This is a genomic window from Allobosea sp. OK403 (assembly GCF_900113835.1).
GTDB lineage: Bacteria > Pseudomonadota > Alphaproteobacteria > Rhizobiales > Beijerinckiaceae > Allobosea.
Window position 1 is genome coordinate 46,947 of record NZ_FOQV01000015.1, and the last position, 17,859, is coordinate 64,805.

General features: G+C 61.7%; 12 protein-coding genes and 1 tRNA gene. 8 read left to right on the forward strand and 5 right to left on the reverse strand.

Annotation, left to right across the window (positions count from 1 at the left end; genetic code table 11):
• Positions 1-28: 28 nt before the first annotated feature.
• From BMZ97_RS28100 to BMZ97_RS28110, 3 genes are all read right to left on the reverse strand, one after another.
• On the reverse strand, positions 29-682 hold the full coding sequence (locus tag BMZ97_RS28100; RefSeq protein ID WP_175525781.1) for a cation efflux transmembrane domain-containing protein: 654 nt from the start codon (positions 680-682) through the stop codon (positions 29-31).
• 161 nt (positions 683-843) lie between these two features.
• Positions 844-1,605 (reverse strand): SDR family oxidoreductase, encoded by a 762-nt coding sequence (locus BMZ97_RS28105; protein WP_092177708.1) that lies wholly within the window; start codon positions 1,603-1,605, stop codon positions 844-846.
• Positions 1,606-2,069: 464 nt separating this feature from the next.
• Positions 2,070-3,839 carry a ShlB/FhaC/HecB family hemolysin secretion/activation protein gene (locus BMZ97_RS28110; protein ID WP_092177710.1) on the reverse strand — a complete coding sequence of 590 codons (1,770 nt, stop codon included), beginning with the start codon at positions 3,837-3,839 and terminating at the stop codon, positions 2,070-2,072.
• Here BMZ97_RS28110 and BMZ97_RS28115 point away from each other — a divergent pair.
• Positions 3,756-5,360 (forward strand): FecR domain-containing protein, encoded by a 1,605-nt coding sequence (locus tag BMZ97_RS28115; RefSeq protein ID WP_244546644.1) that lies wholly within the window; start codon positions 3,756-3,758, stop codon positions 5,358-5,360. The two genes, BMZ97_RS28110 and BMZ97_RS28115, sit on opposite strands and share 84 nt — an antisense overlap.
• Positions 5,361-5,393: 33 nt before the next feature.
• Positions 5,394-8,129, forward strand: coding sequence for an EAL domain-containing protein (locus BMZ97_RS28120; RefSeq protein WP_092177714.1), 2,736 nt, complete (start codon positions 5,394-5,396; stop codon positions 8,127-8,129).
• Positions 8,130-8,768: 639 nt separating this feature from the next.
• On the opposite strand, the gene BMZ97_RS28125 is transcribed toward BMZ97_RS28120, so the two are convergent.
• Both BMZ97_RS28125 and lipB read right to left on the reverse strand, forming a co-directional pair.
• Entirely contained in the window at positions 8,769-10,376 is a 1,608-nt protein-coding gene (locus BMZ97_RS28125) for a carboxyl transferase domain-containing protein (RefSeq protein ID WP_092177716.1), read from the reverse strand.
• Between the two features lie 68 nt (positions 10,377-10,444).
• The gene (gene lipB, locus BMZ97_RS28130) at positions 10,445-11,161 is read right to left on the reverse strand and encodes a lipoyl(octanoyl) transferase LipB (protein ID WP_092177718.1); all 717 of its coding nucleotides are present in this window, start codon (positions 11,159-11,161) and stop codon (positions 10,445-10,447) included.
• Positions 11,162-11,298: 137 nt separating this feature from the next.
• On the opposite strand from lipB, the gene BMZ97_RS28135 reads away from it, so the two are divergent.
• From BMZ97_RS28135 to BMZ97_RS28160, 6 genes are all read left to right on the forward strand, one after another.
• Entirely contained in the window at positions 11,299-11,568 is a 270-nt protein-coding gene (locus BMZ97_RS28135; protein ID WP_092177720.1) for a FliM/FliN family flagellar motor switch protein, read from the forward strand.
• A 541-nt stretch (positions 11,569-12,109) separates the two neighbouring features.
• Positions 12,110-12,194 (forward strand) — tRNA-Leu (locus BMZ97_RS28140).
• 241 nt (positions 12,195-12,435) lie between these two features.
• Entirely contained in the window at positions 12,436-13,338 is a 903-nt protein-coding gene (locus BMZ97_RS28145; protein ID WP_244546645.1) for a site-specific integrase, read from the forward strand.
• Positions 13,339-13,815: 477 nt separating this feature from the next.
• Positions 13,816-14,052 (forward strand): hypothetical protein, encoded by a 237-nt coding sequence (locus tag BMZ97_RS28150; protein WP_092177724.1) that lies wholly within the window; start codon positions 13,816-13,818, stop codon positions 14,050-14,052.
• 353 nt (positions 14,053-14,405) lie between these two features.
• On the forward strand, positions 14,406-14,873 hold the full coding sequence (locus BMZ97_RS31030; RefSeq protein ID WP_139221370.1) for a hypothetical protein: 468 nt from the start codon (positions 14,406-14,408) through the stop codon (positions 14,871-14,873).
• Positions 14,874-15,917: 1,044 nt separating this feature from the next.
• The gene (locus BMZ97_RS28160; protein WP_175525783.1) at positions 15,918-17,582 is read left to right on the forward strand and encodes a hypothetical protein; all 1,665 of its coding nucleotides are present in this window, start codon (positions 15,918-15,920) and stop codon (positions 17,580-17,582) included.
• Positions 17,583-17,859: the final 277 nt, after the last annotated feature.

Below are 17,859 nucleotides of genomic sequence, written 5' to 3' on the forward strand. Positions count from 1 at the left end.
GAGCGACATCCTCGAACAGGTGCCGCCTTTATAGCCGGGAGATCGCCCCTGTCGCCGCCTTGTTCTGCAAATCCGGCTTCGCGGCTTCGAGCCGGCGCACCGAACGCCAGATCGCCCATGTCGCCTGGAAGCACAGACCGGCGACGAAGAGATCGAACAGATATTCCGGCCAGCGCACGGGCGCCAATCGCGCAAGCAGCCCCATCAAGGCAAAGCCCGTGGTCGAGATCACGTCGTTGCGGGAGGACAGCCAGGTCGCCTTGATCACCGGGTTGTCCTCCCGTCGGAAGCGCCAGAGCAGGCCGACGATCGCGACGGCGACGATGACCGCGCTCGCGGCGGAGAATTCCAGCGCCCAGAGATCGATCGGGCGCGGGCTGACGATCTTGTCCCAGAGGTCGTAGAGCGTGTGAAACCCCGCTACCGCCATCACCGCGCCGATAGCGAGTGCGGCGAGCTTCTCGGCGCGCCCATCGCGGCCGAAGACCAGCGCGGCGATGCCGTAGAGCGCGACGTCATAAACCCAGTCGACGCCGTCCTTGAACAACTGCGCATTGCCGGCGGCCAGCGCCCAGGCGACGACGCCTGACGCGAACAGCAGGATGGCGAGCGCGATGCCCCAGATGGTGCGGGTATAGGCGCGGGCGATGGCAGCGGCTTGATTTGAATCCGTGACAGCCACCCCATCCTCCGCCGTCATCCTGGACAAGCGGCGAAGCCGCGCAGATCCGGGATCCATCCTAGAGCGCCGAGCCCTCCGATGGATCCCGGCGCTCCGCTTCGCTTCGGCCAGGATGACGATGCGCGTGGCTCAAAGCCAACCCGCAAAATGCAGATACGCCCTCACCCGCGCCCGACGAACGGCATCTTCGACGCCATCACCGTCATGAACTGCACATTCGCCTCGATCGGCAGGCTCGCCATGTGCAGCACCGAGGTCGCGACATGGTTCACGTCCATGACCTGCTCGATCTTGATCGAGCCATCCGCCTGCGGCACGCCCTGCGTCATGCGCTGCGCCATCTCGGTCAGCGCATTGCCGATATCGACCTGGCCGACGGCGATGTCGTATTTGCGCCCGTCGAGCGACGAGGTCTTGGTCAGGCCGGTGATGGCGTGCTTGGTCGCGGTATAGGCGATCGAGTTCGGCCGCGGCGCATAGGCCGAGATCGAGCCGTTATTGATGATGCGCCCGCCCTTGGGCTCCTGCGCCTTCATCAGCTTGAAGGCCTCCTGGGTGCACAGGAACGGCCCGGTCAGATTGGTGTCGACGACCTTCTGCCAGTCCTCGAGCGAGAGATCTTCCAGCAGGATGCCGCCGGGCGCATTGACGCCGGCATTGTTGAACAGCACGTCGAGCCGCCCGAAGGCCGCCTTGGTCTTGGCGAAAAGGTTCTGCACCGAGGCTTGGTCGGTGACGTCGGTGGGCACGGCAAGCGCCTGCGAAGCGGGCACGCCCGAGAGCTTGATCGTCTCCGCCAGCGCGTCCGCCCTGCGCCCGGCCAGGACCGCGCGGTAGCCGTCCTTCAGGAAAGCAAGCGCGACCGCGCGACCGACGCCCGAACCCGCTCCGGTGATGATGGCGACCTTGTTATGCCCAGACATGCGTATCCTCGCGTTTTTTCTCAGTTCAACCGTTTGAAGGCGGCCGCGACCATAGAGCAGGATGCGAAAAAGTGGGAACCGGTTTTTCGCATTGATCCTGCTCTAACTCTTTGATGAGAGACGGATTCAGATTTCAGATGGAATCACAAAGTGATCCCATCTGAAATCATCCGGCTCTAAGCGCATGCAGCATACGGAAGAGGGAGCGCTGCAGGGCAACCGCGCATTCGGCTATGGGCCGGCGGCGGTCCGCTCATGGACGGCAGGGCCTGGAGCGTGGAGCCTGACGTGATTGGCGGGGTGACGACCGTCATCGCCCTCGCGCTCCCACCGTCATGCTCGGGCTCGTCCCGAGCATCCACGGCTTGAGCTCCGCCCTCACCCGGCTAAGGCGGGAGCGGCCGGTGCCGGCCGGTCTGTGTCGCGCGGCCTCCTGCACGGTCAGTTCGCGGGGCTGGATACCCTCACGATCGGCAGCGTAGGTCCTGCGTTCCCGGGCAGAAGCGAAGTGCGTTCGAGAGCGAGAACAGCACGGTCGCGCCGCGGTCCCAGCGCAGCGGGGAGCTATAGGTCAGCGGCCTGGCAACGGCGACCCCGAGCTGCAGATCGTCGCTGACGAACAGCCTGACGCCGACGCCGATCGAGGCCAGGCCCTGCACCAGATCCTTCGGCTGGCTGTAGCTTCGCGTGACGCCGCCCTCGGTGAAGCCATAGAGCTGGTAACCCTTGGCGAAGCTGAGGTTCAGCGTTTGGTCGAAGCGCAGTTCGGCCGAGCCCGCGACGGCATTGTCGCCCGCCAGCCAACCACCCTCGAAGCCGCGCCCGAAGGACAGGCCGCCGAGATAATATTGCTGGGAGGACAGAAGCGGCCCGGACGCGACCTGCGCCGCGGCAGAGAGCTTCACCGACCAGTTCTCGAAAAGGTTCTGGTAATGCGTGAACGAGGCGTTGAGCAGCGAGAAGCGGCTCGACGCACCGGAGCGCGAGAGCCAGTCCGCGCTGTCCGCCTTCGCGTCGACGAGACCGAGGCCATGCCGGTAGGTGGCGGAGAGATAGCTCCAGCTCCCCTCAGCCGCATGCAGCTTGTAGTCGGCCGAGAGGCTGGCGAGGCGGATACGGTCGCTGTAGAGGCGGCCATAGCTATTCTGCTCGCTGACATCGCTCAGGCCAAGCGAACCGGTCAGCCAGAGCGTGTGGATCTGGCTCAGCACGGGCGCGAAGGCGATGCGGGCCTCATAGGTCTCGGCCTGGGAGACCGTGCGCAGCCAGCGCCGCTCGTCACCCGGCCAAACCTCGCTGCGGGAGGCCGAGATCCCGGCACGCAGGCTCTCGACGCCCAGCGGCAGATCATAGCTCGCCCGGCCATAGCGCAGCTCGCGCGAAGCCCCTGGCGCAAAGGAGCCGGATACGGCGAGGCTGTCGCCGGGCACGACGAGCGAATTCAGAGCGGCGCTGGCAGAGGACTGCCAGGGCCCCACGGCGGCAGAGCCCATATTGTCGACGCCGATCGCGGTATAGACGCGCCAGGACTGGACGGAGACGGTCAGGCGGAAGCGGCCGCTTGCCGGCGTGATCTCGTCGAGCGCCGTATCGGTAACACGCAGCCCGGGCCGGTCATTGGCCAGCAGCAGCTGCCGTTCGAGCGTGGCCAGCCGCGCCGGGCGCTCGGCTGCGATCGGCGAAAGCAGCGGCTTCACCCCGAAAGCCTCGGCCTGCTCGCCGTTGACGACGATCTCCTCGACCGCCCCCTCGATGACCTGGATGCGCAATCGTCCGCGCTTGAGATCCTGCGGCGGCGCGATCGCGCGGCTGAGATGGAAGCCCGCCTTGCGATAGATCTCGCTGACCGCTGTAGTGATGGCGACGATATCGGACTGGGATATCTCGCGCCCGAGATAACCGGCATAGGCTGTGGCCAGCTCTCCAGCGGACAGCGCGGACATTCCGTCGAGGTCGACGGCCTGCAGCCGAAACAGCCGCCTGGTGTCGGCACTCGCTTGCTGGCTCACGGCAGCGACTGAGGGCAGCGGCGGCAGCGGTTTTAGGCGCTGCTCGGTCTCACGCTGCTGCGTTTGCGTCTGTGCCGCCGCCTCGACCGGCTGAATCGGCCTTGCAGGCGACTGTGCCCCGGCCGATCCGGGCGCGGCCGCATGAAGCAGATAGATGACCACAGCGGCAAAGACGTTTCTGGAGGAGCGGATTTTCGCTTCTTGTCGTTCGGCTCGACGCCGCATGTCCTGTCGCCTGTCAGAGTTCGAGCCAGCCCCCCGGCCTCTTCCGACCGTAAAAAAACATGGTTAATGAAACGCTCTAGATTTGAGGATTTACAGTCCAGGGCGCTAAGTCTCTTTTCATGCCTCGCTTTTATGCTCTTGGGTCAGCGGTTTGCGCCTACGCAAAGTCCGCTTGCGACTCAAGGATTGAGAACCATGCTTCGGAAAGCGGCACGATTTGCCACCGGCCTCGCCTTGGCTGTCATCGTCGCGATCGGAGCCGTCCCGGCGGCACAGGCTGAGGGCAATCTCTGGCGGATCGCCAAAGTCTCGGGCGAGGCCTGGGTATCCGGCAGCGGCGTCCAGCAGGCTTCTGCAGCGCAGCAGGCGGAATTGCGGCCGGGCGATTCGATCCGGACCGGACACAATGGACGCGTGCTGCTCGTTCGCGGCGCTGAAAGCATCCTGATCTCGGCCAATTCGGCGATCAGCCTTCCGGAAGCCGGTCGCCCCGGCATGTCGACGGTGATCCAGCAGGCGGGATCGATCCTGCTCGAGGTTGAAAAGCGCAATGTCCAGCATTTCGAGGTCGAGACCCCCTATCTCGCAGCGGTGGTGAAGGGCACGCGCTTCAGCGTCTCGCTCGAGCGCGGGCAGGCTAAAGTCGATGTCGTGCGCGGCCAGGTCCAGGTCTCGGATTTCCGTTCCGGGCAGTTCGCGCTCGTCCTGCCGGGCCAGAGCGCGCGGGCTTCCTCCGGCCAGGTTCCCGGACTGCGGCTCTCGGGCCAGGGCACCCTCGGTCGTGTCGAACAGGGCGCCCCGCAGGCGGCGCGTGTCGCTCCCCTTGCGGTGCCAGGTGGAGGCCTCAGGCCCGCACCCGGCGCCACGCCACTGCTGCGCGGCACCGCGCCCGTGCTCAACGAGGCTTCCGACCGCCGCCGGCCCGCTCCGTCAGGTATCGCGCGCGGGCAAAACGGTGCGCTGCGCATTTCGGCACCACTGGGCGACGTCAAGCTCGATATCCACAAGGTCACGCACGGCATGGCGCGCAGCGAGGCGCAGGCGAACGGCCAGGCCCCTCGCCGCGCAACGGTGTGGAACACCGGCGAGCTCAACCCGGGCAATGGCGGCAACAAGAACAATACGGGCAATAACGGCAGCGCGGTCGGAGCGACAGAAGCCGCCGGCGCCGGCGTAGCGAGCACGGCTTCCGGATCGGCGGGCACGGGTTCCGCGAGTGCAAACGCCGCAAATGGCCAGGGCGTCGCGCAATCGGCGGCGAACCGGAGCAATAGCAACGTAGCGGGCAGCGCGAGCAGCGGCAGTTCCTCCAGCAGCAATGCCGGCGGAAACGGCAATGGCAATGGCAATTCCTCCGGCAGCAACGCCGGCGGAAACGGCAAGGGAAAATCCACCAGCAGCAACGCCGGCGGGAACGGCGATGGCAAATCCAACGGCAGCAACGCCGGTGGAAACGGCAACGGCAATGCCTTCGGGCTCGCCAAGAATGGCAATGGCAATGGCAACAGCAAGAAGGACTGACCGCCAGATTGCAGACGGAGCGGTGCCCCGCCCGTGAAGCACCTGCGCCCCCACCTGCTCGTCGGATTGCTGCTCTCGCTCCTGGTCCTGTCGGGGCTGCATCCGTGGTTGCGCGAAGCCCTGCTCGATGCGCGCTTCGGGCTGCTGACGCGGCAGGCCACAGGCGACATCGTCCTGGTCGAGATCGATCCGCGCTCGATCGAGGCGCTGGGGCGCTGGCCCTGGCCGCGAAGCGTCCACGCGGAGCTGGTGCAGCGGCTCGAACGTGCTGGCGCGACCGATATCGTGTTCGACGTCGATTTCAGCACGCCATCCACCCCCGATCAGGACGCAGCCTTTGCCGCTGCCCTGCAGGCAGTCGGCGGCTCGGTGATCCTGCCGGCGTTCCGCCAGCGCGTCGCCGATCGCGGCGACGGTCACACGCTTCACATCAACCGCCCGATCCCGCTCTTCGCGCAGCAGGCCTGGCTCGCCCTCGTCAACGTCCTGCCCGAGCCGGACGGCATCATTCGCCGCTACAGCCACGGCGCCGTGATCGAAGGCGAGTTCATTCCCTCTGTCGGCGCCCTGCTCGCCGGCCGGCACGACCAGAACGCCCCACCCTTCCGCATCGATTTCGGCATCCAGCCGACCTCAGTGCCGAGCCTCTCCGCCATCGACATCCTGCGCGAGACGCCAGCGGCGCTTGCCGCGCTGCGCGGCAAGAAAGCCATCATCGCAGGTACCGCCGCCGAACTGGGCGACCGCTTCACGGTGCCCAATGGTCGCATCATCCCAGGCTCGCTGGTGCAGGCGCTCGCCGCTGAGTCGATCATCCAGGGGCGGACACTCACTACGACCTCGCCTGCGGTCTCGCTGAGCGGCCTCGCCGCGCTGATCATCGCGATGGCCGCCATCTGGGGCTGGACCGGAGCGGGGCGACGGATCCTCGTGCTGGCTCTGCTCGCACTGGCGATCGAAGGCACGGCGATCTGTGTCCAGGCCTTTCACCCGATCGCCTTCGACAGCTCGCTCCTGCTAGCTGCCATAGCTGCCTACGCACTCACCACTGCCATCGATGAGATCGATCTGCGCGGCCTCCTCAGGCTCACCGCCGAGCGGCGCTTCGAGCGCATCGCCATGTCCTTGAGCGACGGGCTGGTCTGCGTCGATCAAGCCGGCCGGATCACGCTCTGGAACCCCGGCGCGAGCGCAATCTTCGGCCATCCCGAACAGGCAGCCATCGGCCAGCCCTTCGAGTTCCTGCTGGCTCAGGGCGATGGCGGCGTGAGCGAGGCGCCGTTCAGGCTGACTGCGGTGCCGCTGGCCCGGCTGCTGCAGCGCGGCGGGACCGTCGTCGAACTCGTGGGCTTGCGCCGCTCGGGCGAGCACTTCGATCTGGAATGCAGCCTGTCCTGCTGGGATACCGCGACCGGCGTGCAATATGGCGTGGTGCTGCGCGATATCTCGCTGCGCAAGCGCCAGCAGGAGCATATCCGCTATCTCGCCGAATGCGACACCGTGACCGGCCTGCCCAACCGCAACAGCCTGATGGCGCATCTCGAAGATGCGATCTCGCGAAGCGAGCCGGACACCGCCACGCTGCTGCTCGTCGGTGTGAACCGCTTCCAGCAGATCAATAATCTCTACGGCCATTCCTTCGGCGACGCATTGGTCGTTGCCCTTGTCGAGCGCCTGCGGGTGGTCGCCGCGCAGGCGAGCCTGATCGCTCGTCTGGGCAGCGATGAATTCGCGATCCTGTTCGCAGGCGAGGCCGGTGAAGCCACCGCGCTGGGCGAGCGTATCGTCGCCGATTTCCAGTATCGGCCCGTAACGGTCGGAGACCGCCCGCATCGCATCACGGTTGCGATCGGACTGGCTTCGACCAGTACTGCGCAGCATGCCGAGATGCTGATCGGCAACGCTCATTTCGCGCTGGCCAGCGCCAAGGCGCAACCGAGCGCGGCTCCGGTTCCGTTCGATCCACTCATGCGCGGCGCTATCGAACAGCGCGAGGCACTGGAGGCCGAGTTGCGCACGGCGCTGGCCGATAACGAGTTCGAGTTGTTCTATCAGCCGCAGATCGAGCTGCGCACTGGGGCTATCGTCGGCGCCGAGGCACTGATCCGCTGGCGCCACCGCGAACGTGGCTATGTCTCGCCCGCCGAATTCATGCCGGTGGTGAACACCACCTCGCTGTCGGAGGATGTCGCTGCCTGGGTTCTCGAGACCGCCTGCCGGCGGGCAGCCGATTGGCAGCGCCGTGGCTACGCCATACGCATCGGCGTGAACCTGGCACAGTCCCAGTTCGCGACCGGTGATCTGGCCGCAGAGGTCGAAAGACGGCTCACTGAGAATGGCTTGCGCCCTGAGCTGCTCGAACTCGAGGTGACCGAGGACATCATCCTCGACGATGGTGCCAAGACGTTGCGCGTGCTCGCGGCGCTGCGGGCACTCGGCGTCAAGATCGCGTTCGACGATTTCGGCACCGGCTATGGCAGCTTGACCTATCTGAAGACCTTTCCGCTCGACAAGATCAAGATCGACCAGTCCTTCGTGAAACGGCTGGAGCCCGGCTCACAGGATGCGGCCATCGTTGCCGCGACGATCGATCTCGGTCAGGCGCTTGGTCTTTCGGTCATCGCGGAGGGCATCGAGACGCCAGCGACCGCCGGCCTGCTGCGCGAGATGGGCTGCGGCGAGGGACAGGGCTATCTGATCAGCAAGCCGATCCCGGCCAAGGAGTTCGAGGCGAAGTTCCTGAGCAAGGAAACGCGGCTCGTGGCGTAGCTGGCGCCTCTGGACGGTGTGAACCTTGAGCCTCAGGGCAATGTCGCCGTGAAAGCGACCGGATGAGATATTGCCACCATCCCAAACAAACTCTCCAGCCTGCGGATCGTCTTCAACGGTTTTGCATGCTGCCGCGTGTCCCGAGGTTGCGCATTGGCTGGGCGATCAAGAAGGCGGGCCCATCAGGAACAAATTGATCAAGCTTCGGGTTCATCCAGATGCTCCTCATACGTGGCCAGCACGAAAGGGGCATCGGGAGAGAAACAATGCAAAGACGAGCTTTTCTGATGATGATGTTCGGAGCGGGTTTATTGCCCGTGACGCTTCACAGTGCAGCTGAAGCGTTGCCCGTTGCCGCTGCAGCCGAGCTATCGGCAAAGGCCGAGGATTCGTTGATCGAGCCTGCGCGAGGTCGAGGCCACGGCTACGGGCGGGGCAGAAATCGCGGTCTCCATCGCGGTTGGAATCGTGGGCTACATCGGGGCTGGAACAAACGCCGCCACTGAGCCGGGACAGGGAGCGTTACCCTGACCAAAATACGAGCCCGCCACGAATTTCGTGGCGGGCTTTTGAAATCACTGGCTTCATCTCAAGCCAAGCTCTCGGGATGAGGGCTCAAGGACACCCCGAACAGCGCCCTTACATCCTGAAAACGCCGAATTTCGTCTCCGGCACGTCGGCGTTGAGGCAGGCGGAGAAGGCCAGTGCCAGCACGCGCCGCGTCTCGGAAGGCAGGATGATGCCGTCGTCCCAGAGCCGGGCGGTCGCGTGATAGGGCGAGCCCTCCTCCTCATATTTCGAGCGGATCGGCGCCTTGAAAGCCTCTTCCTCTGCCGCCGTCCAGCTCTTGCCCTCGGCCTCGATATTGTCGCGACGGACGGTGGCGAGCACGCTCGCCGCCTGCTCACCGCCCATCACCGAGATGCGCGAATTCGGCCAGGTGAAGAGGAAGCGCGGGGAGTAGGCGCGCCCGCACATGCCGTAATTGCCCGCCCCGAAGGAGCCGCCGACCAGCACGGTGATCTTCGGCACCTTCGCCGAGGCCACCGCCGTCACGAGCTTGGCCCCGTCCTTGGCGATGCCACGCGTCTCGAAATCGCGGCCGACCATGAAGCCGGTGATGTTCTGCAGGAAGAGCAACGGAATCCGGCGCTGGCAGCAGAGCTCGATGAAATGCGCACCCTTCAACGCGCTCTCGGAGAACAGGATGCCGTTATTGGCGATGATGCCGACAGGGATGCCGTGGATGCGGGCAAAGCCGGTGATCAGCGTCGTGCCGTAGAGTTTCTTGAACTCGTCGAACTCCGAACCGTCGACAAGCCGGGCGATGACCTCGCGGATGTCGTATTGCTTCTTGAGATCGGTCGGGACGACGGCTTCCAGCTCCTCGACAGGATAGAGTGGCTCGACCGACTCGGCGATGTCGAGATCGGGCCGCTTGACGCTGTTGAGATTGCTGGCGATGCGGCGCGCGATGGCGAGCGCGTGGGTGTCGTCGCCGGCATAATGATCGGCGACGCCCGAGAGGCGGGCATGGACATCGGCGCCGCCGAGATCTTCCGCCGAGACGACCTCCCCAGTCGCGGCCTTCACCAAAGGCGGGCCGCCGAGGAAGATCGTGCCCTGGTTCTTGACGATGATCGTCTCGTCCGACATCGCCGGCACATAGGCCCCGCCAGCGGTGCAGGAGCCCATCACCACCGCGACCTGCGGAATGCCTTCGGCCGAGAGCGTCGCCTGATTGTAGAAGATCCGGCCAAAATGCTCGCGGTCGGGAAAGACCTCGGTCTGGTGCGGCAGGTTGGCACCGCCGGAATCGACCAGATAGATGCAAGGAAGCCGGTTTTCGCGCGCGATCTCCTGGGCGCGCAGATGCTTCTTCACCGTCATCGGATAATAGGTGCCGCCTTTGATCGTCGCGTCGTTGCAGACGATCATGCATTCGCGACCGGAGACACGGCCGATGCCGGCGATCATGCCGGCGCCATGGATCTCCTTGTCGTACATCTCGAAGGCCGCGAGCGCCCCGATCTCGAGAAAGGCGGAGCCGGGATCGAGCAGGCGCAGCACACGCTCACGCGGCAGGAGTTTCCCTCGCGCCGTATGGCGCTCGCGCGATTTGGCGTTGCCGCCAAGCGCGGCCGTCATGCGGCGCTCCTGCAATTCGCTGCGCAGGGCGGCCCAGTTCTCGGCATTGGCGCGCGTCTCGGCCGAATCCAGATCGACCTTGCTCTCGATGACCGGCACGTCGCGCTCCCTCGTCAGTTCTTGGGATCAGCCTTATGAACGGCTATGCGGGTGCTGCCAACGGGGCGTCATGCCAAGATGGTCGGCCCAAAGATGCGCTCGAATTGCGCGCGCAAGCTCGAGTCGACCTCCGGCATCGTCACCGGCAAGCCGAGATCGACCAGCGAGGTTACGCCGTGGTCGCTGACGCCGCAGGGCACGATGCCGTCGAAATGCGTGAGGTCCGGCTCGACATTCAGCGAGATGCCGTGGAACGAGACCCAGCGCCGGACCCGGATGCCGATCGCGGCGATCTTGTCCTCCGCGCTCTCTGCTCCGGTCTTCGCCCGCTTCTCCGGCCGGCGCACCCAGACGCCGACGCGGTCCTCGCGCCGCTCGCCCCGGACATTGAAGGCGTCGAGCGTGCCGATCAGCCAGGCCTCCAGCGCCGCCACGAAGCGCCTGAGATCGGGGTCGCGGCGCTTCAGGTCGAGCATCACATAGGCCACGCGCTGGCCCGGGCCGTGATAGGTGAACTGCCCGCCCCGACCGCTGCGATGCACCGGAAAGCGCCCCGGCGCGATCAGATCCTCATCCTTGGCCGAGGTGCCGGCGGTGTAGAGCGGCGGATGCTCGACCAGCCAGACACGCTCTGGCGCAAGCCCGTCGGCGATCAGCGCGACACGCGCCTCCATCTCGGCGACGGCGGCCTCATAGCCGGTCAGGCCCTCAGCCACGACCCATTCTACCGGGCCGGCATCGCCCTCTGTCCCAAACAAAACCGCCAGCGCCTCGCGCGTCTTCACTTCGCCTTAACCCTGTTTGTTCAACGTTCATTCATCGGAAGTGGCAGGCGCCTCTTGCGCTCGAAAATAGCCCTCAGGCAAGCTCTGCAGGCAAGTTTCGTTGGTAGAATTCTGAAGTAGGGTTTCGGAGGCAGGACTTGAAGGCTGATCTTGATCTCGTTCCTGTCGTTCTCACCGTCGTGCTGGGCCAGACCCAGATGCCGATCTACAAATTGCTGCGCATGGGCCGCGGCGCCATCATCGAGCTCAACGCGACCGAAACCGAGGAAGTCCAGATTCTCGCCAACAATCACCCCTTCGCCAAGGGCAATGTCGTGGTCAGCGGCTCCAAGATCTCGGTCGAGATCACCCAGATGCTGAAGCGCCCGACGGTCTACTCGATGCAGAGCGTGGCCGAGGCGGCCTGAGCGGCCGCACCATTCTCCCCGTCTCCACAGCCCTCACCCCGAGGAGCCTGGCGTGGAATGAAGCCAATGATTTCACGGGTCCATCTTGACGTCTACGCGCCGTCATTCCGGGCGCAGCGAAGCGGAGACCCGGAATCCATCGTAGAGTGCGTCGCCTTGGATGGATTCTGGATCGGCGCCGCAAGAGCTGGATGATTTCAGATGGGCTCACGAAGTGATCCCATCTGAAATCTGAATCCGTCTCTCATCAAAAGTGAGAGCAGGATCAATGCGAAAAACCGGTGCCCACTTTTTCGCATCCTGCTCTTGCGCGGCTTGTCCGGAATGACGGCACGGGGGATGGCAAGCGATCGAAGGTCTTGGATACTGCTCGGTTCATTTCAGCTTGGCCTCTGGGGAGTGCCATTCAGGATGAGGGCTGCAGGGGATAAACCGAACCATGACGCATTCTTGACGAAACACTCTTGTGGCGGCGGATTCGATTTGCTAGACCCGCGCCGTTCCTGAGTTGCCGCGTTCACACGGCAGTTTTCGAGCCGCTGCGGTCATGGCGGAATTGGTAGACGCACTACCTTGAGGTGGTAGCGGGGAGACCCGTGGAGGTTCGAGTCCTCTTGACCGCACCAGATTGGTAAGAGCCTGAGATTGCTAAGAGATTAGCTTTCTCGGGTTCTTACCCTTTCTCCCCAAACATCAATGGCTTCTCCGCTTGGTCCCACTCTGGTCCCATGGAGCAGTCAATTGGCTACGATTCGTAAGCACCGAGACAAATATCAGGTCCGTATCCGTCGCAAGGATGCGTCCCCCCTCACCCGGACTTTCGCGACTCATGCGGATGCCAAGGAATGGGCGAACCTTCAGGAACGCTTGGCCGACCGAGGCGAGCTAGGCCCCGACCGCAAGGCGTTAGAGCGAACCACGCTTGCCATGTTGGTCGAAAGATACAGGGATGAGGTCCTTCCCGGTAAGAAGGCAACCACGATAGCCGTTGAGACAGCTGTCCTTACCGCCTTCGTTCGTCATCCCATCTGCAAGAAGCGGCTCTCAGACATCACGACAGCGGACTTCGCCGTCTACCGGGACCAACGGCTGAAGGAGATCAGTAGCGCCTCGCTCAAACGGCAACTGACGCCCATCCGCAGCGCCTTCAGAGTGGCAATCAAGGAATGGGGCATCCCTCTCCGCTCCAATCCGCTCAGCGGCCTCACGCTCAAAGCCCATGACAATAGACGGGAGAGGCGCCTTCAGGAGGGCGAGCTTGAACGGCTGCTAGAAGCGCTGTCGAAGGCTCGCAATCCGCTCCTATCCCCTATCATACGGCTGGCGTTGGCTACGGGCTTGCGTAGAGGGGAGCTATTGGCCCTCCGGGAGCGGGACATAGACCTAAAGCGGCTCTTCCTGCTGGTCCGGGAAGCCAAGAATGGTCACTCCAGGACGATCCCGCTCACCTCCGAGGCGGTTACGGCCATCAAGGAAGCCCTATCCCGTCTGGATCACGGGGAAATTCGGCCTAGGAACGCAGTTCTGTTCCCCATCGCAGCAGCAAATCTCCGGGAACTATGGAATGCGACGGCCAAACGGGCAGAGCTTGAGGATTTTCACTTCCACGACCTCAGACACGAAGCCATCAGCCGCTTATTCGAGCTTGGTCTGACTGTTCCAGAGGTCGCATCAGTCTCCGGTCACCGCACCATGTCCATGCTGATGCGATACGCCCACGCCTCCGGGGCAAGTGTCCGTGCCAAGATGCAGGTTGCTTCAAATCTCTGAGGCAATCGATCCTTAGACGCCACTCGCGCGAGCAGAATTACCGGTAATGCGGGGCGAGACACTGCCAGAGGGGTTTCCATTGCGATCCCCTTTGGCGATTCCTACCGCTTTCGGCCTATTAAACCACTGTTTTCATTGTATTTTCTACTTATCAGCTTAGTTTTACGAGATTGCCTTGGCAACTGCCACTCCCCCAGTTTAGTACCCAACTTACGCTACCATTCAACGCCAATAATTTAGATAGAAGGCTGTTATGTTTAGATATTCTTGACACAGCGCGCAAGTTATGATACAATAGTAATGTAGGTCGAGAGATAATTCTAATTTCCTCATCTACCCTATCCAGCCTGACTTAGCCGAGAGCTTTGGTAACCCCTGCCACGGGTACGCCTATAGCCTCTCGGCTCGTCTTCGATCTGTGCTGTGTAGATACCCCTCCCCAGCCAATCCCTACCGATCAAGTTGAAACGGAAAACAATGACCGACGCCGATACATTCGCAGAAATTCGCAACGCCAAGGCCGAAGAGCCCAAGCATAACCTTCGCCTAGATAAGACCATCGCCCCGCAGGGTGAGACCCGCACATGGGCTTATTATCAGCGGATAAAGAAAGCTGATCCCAAGTCTTACGAGCGGCCAGAAGTAGAAGTTCAGATGCAGAAAGACGCACTTCGCCTAGGCCCATCATTCTTTGTCACCGACGATAACGACTGAGCATTAGTTTCACACAAATAGGAATTTCATATGTCAGATATTTACTGGACCCACGACAAGGGCCGCGTCCGCTACAGCCTCGGTGCTGCCTACTGGGCAGTACCGCTCCCGACCGAAATCTTCTACGCCATTGTGCCCAAGAAAGCAGGCGAGCGTCTTCCGCCTAGCTTGCGAGGCAAATACAAGAACGTAGAGAGCGCTCGACGGGCCGTCGAAGGTGTCAGTGGACCTGGGCACAGTCGAAAGGAATTAGAGCGAGCCGGCTCACTTTGGCCCGGGGAAGTCATTCCCAAGGAAGAGATCGCAGAAGCCCACAAGCTAGCCCTTGCGAGCACTCAACCCGAGGCCTCCAAGTGAGCGAGGTTCTCGAAAGCCTACCTGATCCTATCATCCATTCACTCGACGAGGGCGGCCGCAGGGCCGTCTTCGTTCCCCTACTAGGTGGTATCAGAGGCTACGCCACCATCGATGAGGCCGATTTCAGGTCGCTGTTGGATGCTGGGCTGTCGTCTCGTTGGTCCATCCAAGTCCGAGGCTCCGTTACCGCTCCTTGTGCCGGGGCTTCCGGCAACACCGTATCCGTTGCAAGAGTGCTGTTAGACTGCGGCGAAGGTGAAAGCGTCGTATACCTCAATGGCGATAGCACTGACCTGCGTCGCAGCAATCTTTCAGTCAGCTACGAGGGCAACAACGCCATCCGACGCGACAGGGATTACATCAAGCCAACCTCCCGTCAGAAATCCACTGCTATCGAACACCTGTTTCTGATCGATGGCGTACCAGTCAGCGCCGAAGAGTGGGCTCGATATCGTGGCCGGTGATACCTTGGAAACCGAAGCTCCATTAAGAGGGCAAAAACACCTGCAGAGAGGGTCCAAGCTACTAGGGTACCCGACACCTACTTCAGCCCTAAAAAAGACAAATGATTACAATGCATTAGAAGGGAGAAAATCGACTACTATACCCCCCTCTCAGGCCCTCGCAGAACGCAACTCCGACTGGTCCGGATGGTGTGGCGATACAATGGGCCGGGTGTATTACTTCAAGCGCCCGCTTACCAAGGCTCAGGCAAAGAACTTCGGGCTGGCGTATCCAGCTTACCGGGATGGTTATTACAAGCCCGCCAGCGCCACGTCTTATGACCAGTTCCATCCGGATGCACGAGTTGCAGCCCATTTCATCGACAACTCATAAGAATAGATCGTAGCCATACTATCAAATCGGAGAGGTGGGGCAGCCGCGTCTCACCTCTCCCCTGCTGACTTCCAAGGGTCGATTCCTTGGACACCACCCCTCCCTTGCGAGGGGATTTTTCTGTCTCTCATCAATCCATCAAAAACAAGAAGAACGGAACCAACGCAGGATGTCTAACAATAAAGATAAACGAACTGCCAGTTATTACCCCGGGCATAGATGGCGAAAACTTTATCCAACAAACCAACCCACAATAATTGAAAAGCTTAGCGAAGCGCTCAGTCGCATAGACCCTTCGGATCAATCCACGCGTAACATCGTCGGTAAGGCCCTCTACCATGCAGGCTTAGGCTTCAATGTATGGGAAGATTGGTCCCGTAACTCCCCCCATTACAATCCGCTGGAACTAAAGCCGCTTTGGGAGCGGTTCGGCACCGCGGAGACGACCTATACGGGTGGCTTGGATGTGGTGCTCGAGCTTGCGCGGAGGTCCAGCCGTGGAAGGTGAACGCATCTTCGCCTTTCCCAAGGCCCCACCCCCGAAGGCCCCTCCCGGCAAACTAGCGACAGCCACAAAGCACGCCGTCCGGGAGATATTCGACAAGCGCGGGCACCATCCATCCGCTCCTCTATGGCGCTCCTTGGACGATCTTGTGGACGTTATGGAGGACATGGCCAACGGGACAGCCGCGCCAGCCTATTACCTCTGCGCCCTATCACCGGGGATGGGGAAGAGCACGACGGTACAACAATTCGTGCGGCAGCTTCTCTTGGATGCGTCCTACGACCACGTAAGCGTGCTGATCTGTGTAGGCCGGCTAGCTGAGATCCAAACCTATGTCGAAGAGATGCATCTATCGCCGGACTTGTTCGCCGTGTTTGTGTCTGAAGCGAAGGCCGAGGGGCGAAGGCTTAATGAACTTGGGCGGGGTTCAGACAGGGAGGGAGCCCGCATCCTTTTCACGACACAACAGATGTTGGAGAGCCGGGTTAAGCGGAAAGGCTCTTTCTCGCAGTCCTCCGAATTCTGGTTCCAAGGCGGACCCAGGCGGGTTCGGCTTTGGGATGAGGCTTGCCTTCCGGCCCGACCACTAACGGTTGAGGTCTCGTTCATTCAAGCCTTGATTGAGCCTACCCAGTATCAAACCCGCCTTCGATCATTGCTGGATAAGCTGGTGGACGAGATTAGGGCCGCTCCCAATGACACCTGCGTAGATATCCCTCACTTCGAGGATGAGACGGCGTTGTCTCATGCTTCGATCATGAGCCTGTATGAGGCCGAGCCCCAAAAGCGTCAGGACATCGTTCGCGACCTCCTGCTGCTGCAAGGGAGCACTGTCACGGTGCATCATGTCGGGGCCAATAAGACAGCAATCAGCTATCTGAACGTATTCCCAGACGATCTGCTTCCGCTGATGATCTGCGACGCGTCAGGCCGTGTTCGCCATTCCTACAGGCATTGGGCGGATGGGAGAGGCAACCTCGTTGCCCTATCCACGATGGCCACGTCCTATCGCAATATGACGATTCACACATGGCTGGAATCTGGATCGAAGGACAGTTGGGGTAAGCCGGATCGGGCTCGAAAGATGATCGATGCCATAACCGATCTAGTGAATTCCAAACCGAATGAAGAGTGGCTCATTCTTCACCATCAGCAGGACAGCAACAGAGACTTGCCGGCTGATCTGAGGAAAGGGGCAACAAACCCGGAAAGGCTAAAGTTCGTCTACTGGGGTTCTGACGATGCGAAGGCCACAAATCAGTACCGTGACATTGAGAACATTGTGTTGGCGGGTTGCTTGTATTTTCCGCATAGCTACTACGAGGCCATGACAAGGCTCAGCAGGGCCATGCGTCCAGAGGAGAAGATGGACAAGCACCATAGAAAGGAGATCGAGTTAGGCGAACACGCCCATGTGATCCTTCAGGCGGTCTGCCGTGGGGCAGCGAGGAAGATCGTGGACGGTGATACCTGCGCGCCTTGCAATGTCTACATCATCGCTGCTGAGGCATCCGGCATACCCAAGCAGCTAGCGGATATCTTTCCTGGCCATCGGTCATTGGAGTGGCTGCCCAAAGCATCGAAGCCGGTGGATCGGGCCGTAGGGGTCTTGAGAGACTGGCTTTCTAACTCCACCGATAGGCGCATCTCGTTAGGCGATTTCCGCTCACTGTGCGGCGAGAGCGACAAAAGCAACTTCTCCAAGCAGGTTATTAGAAAGGGGTCATTTCAAAGCGCCCTCAAAGATCTTGGCCTAAATCATCTTCAAGCACGGGGACGGGGCGGATCGTATATTGAGCGGGAGCCGATGATCCTTCCTCCGCTTTGCTAATGTGGTATCGGGTCGAAGGCCCTTATCCCTTGGATCACCTAGGATTAAAGAGGTACTTTTCTCTATAGAGACCTTTATAGAGGTTTTTACCACATTAGACGTTGAGGCTGTGAGAAAGGTAAGATACGGCCTTCGGCCTTAGCGCCTGCGGCGGGCTTATCGGCCTTCGGCCTCGACACAAAGAAGGGCTAAGCCTAGGAAGCTCCTAGATGTCTTGCTTTACAGGATTTAGGAGTTTTGCTCACGCCGCCTAGTGGCTTTATCAGAGCGCTAAGCT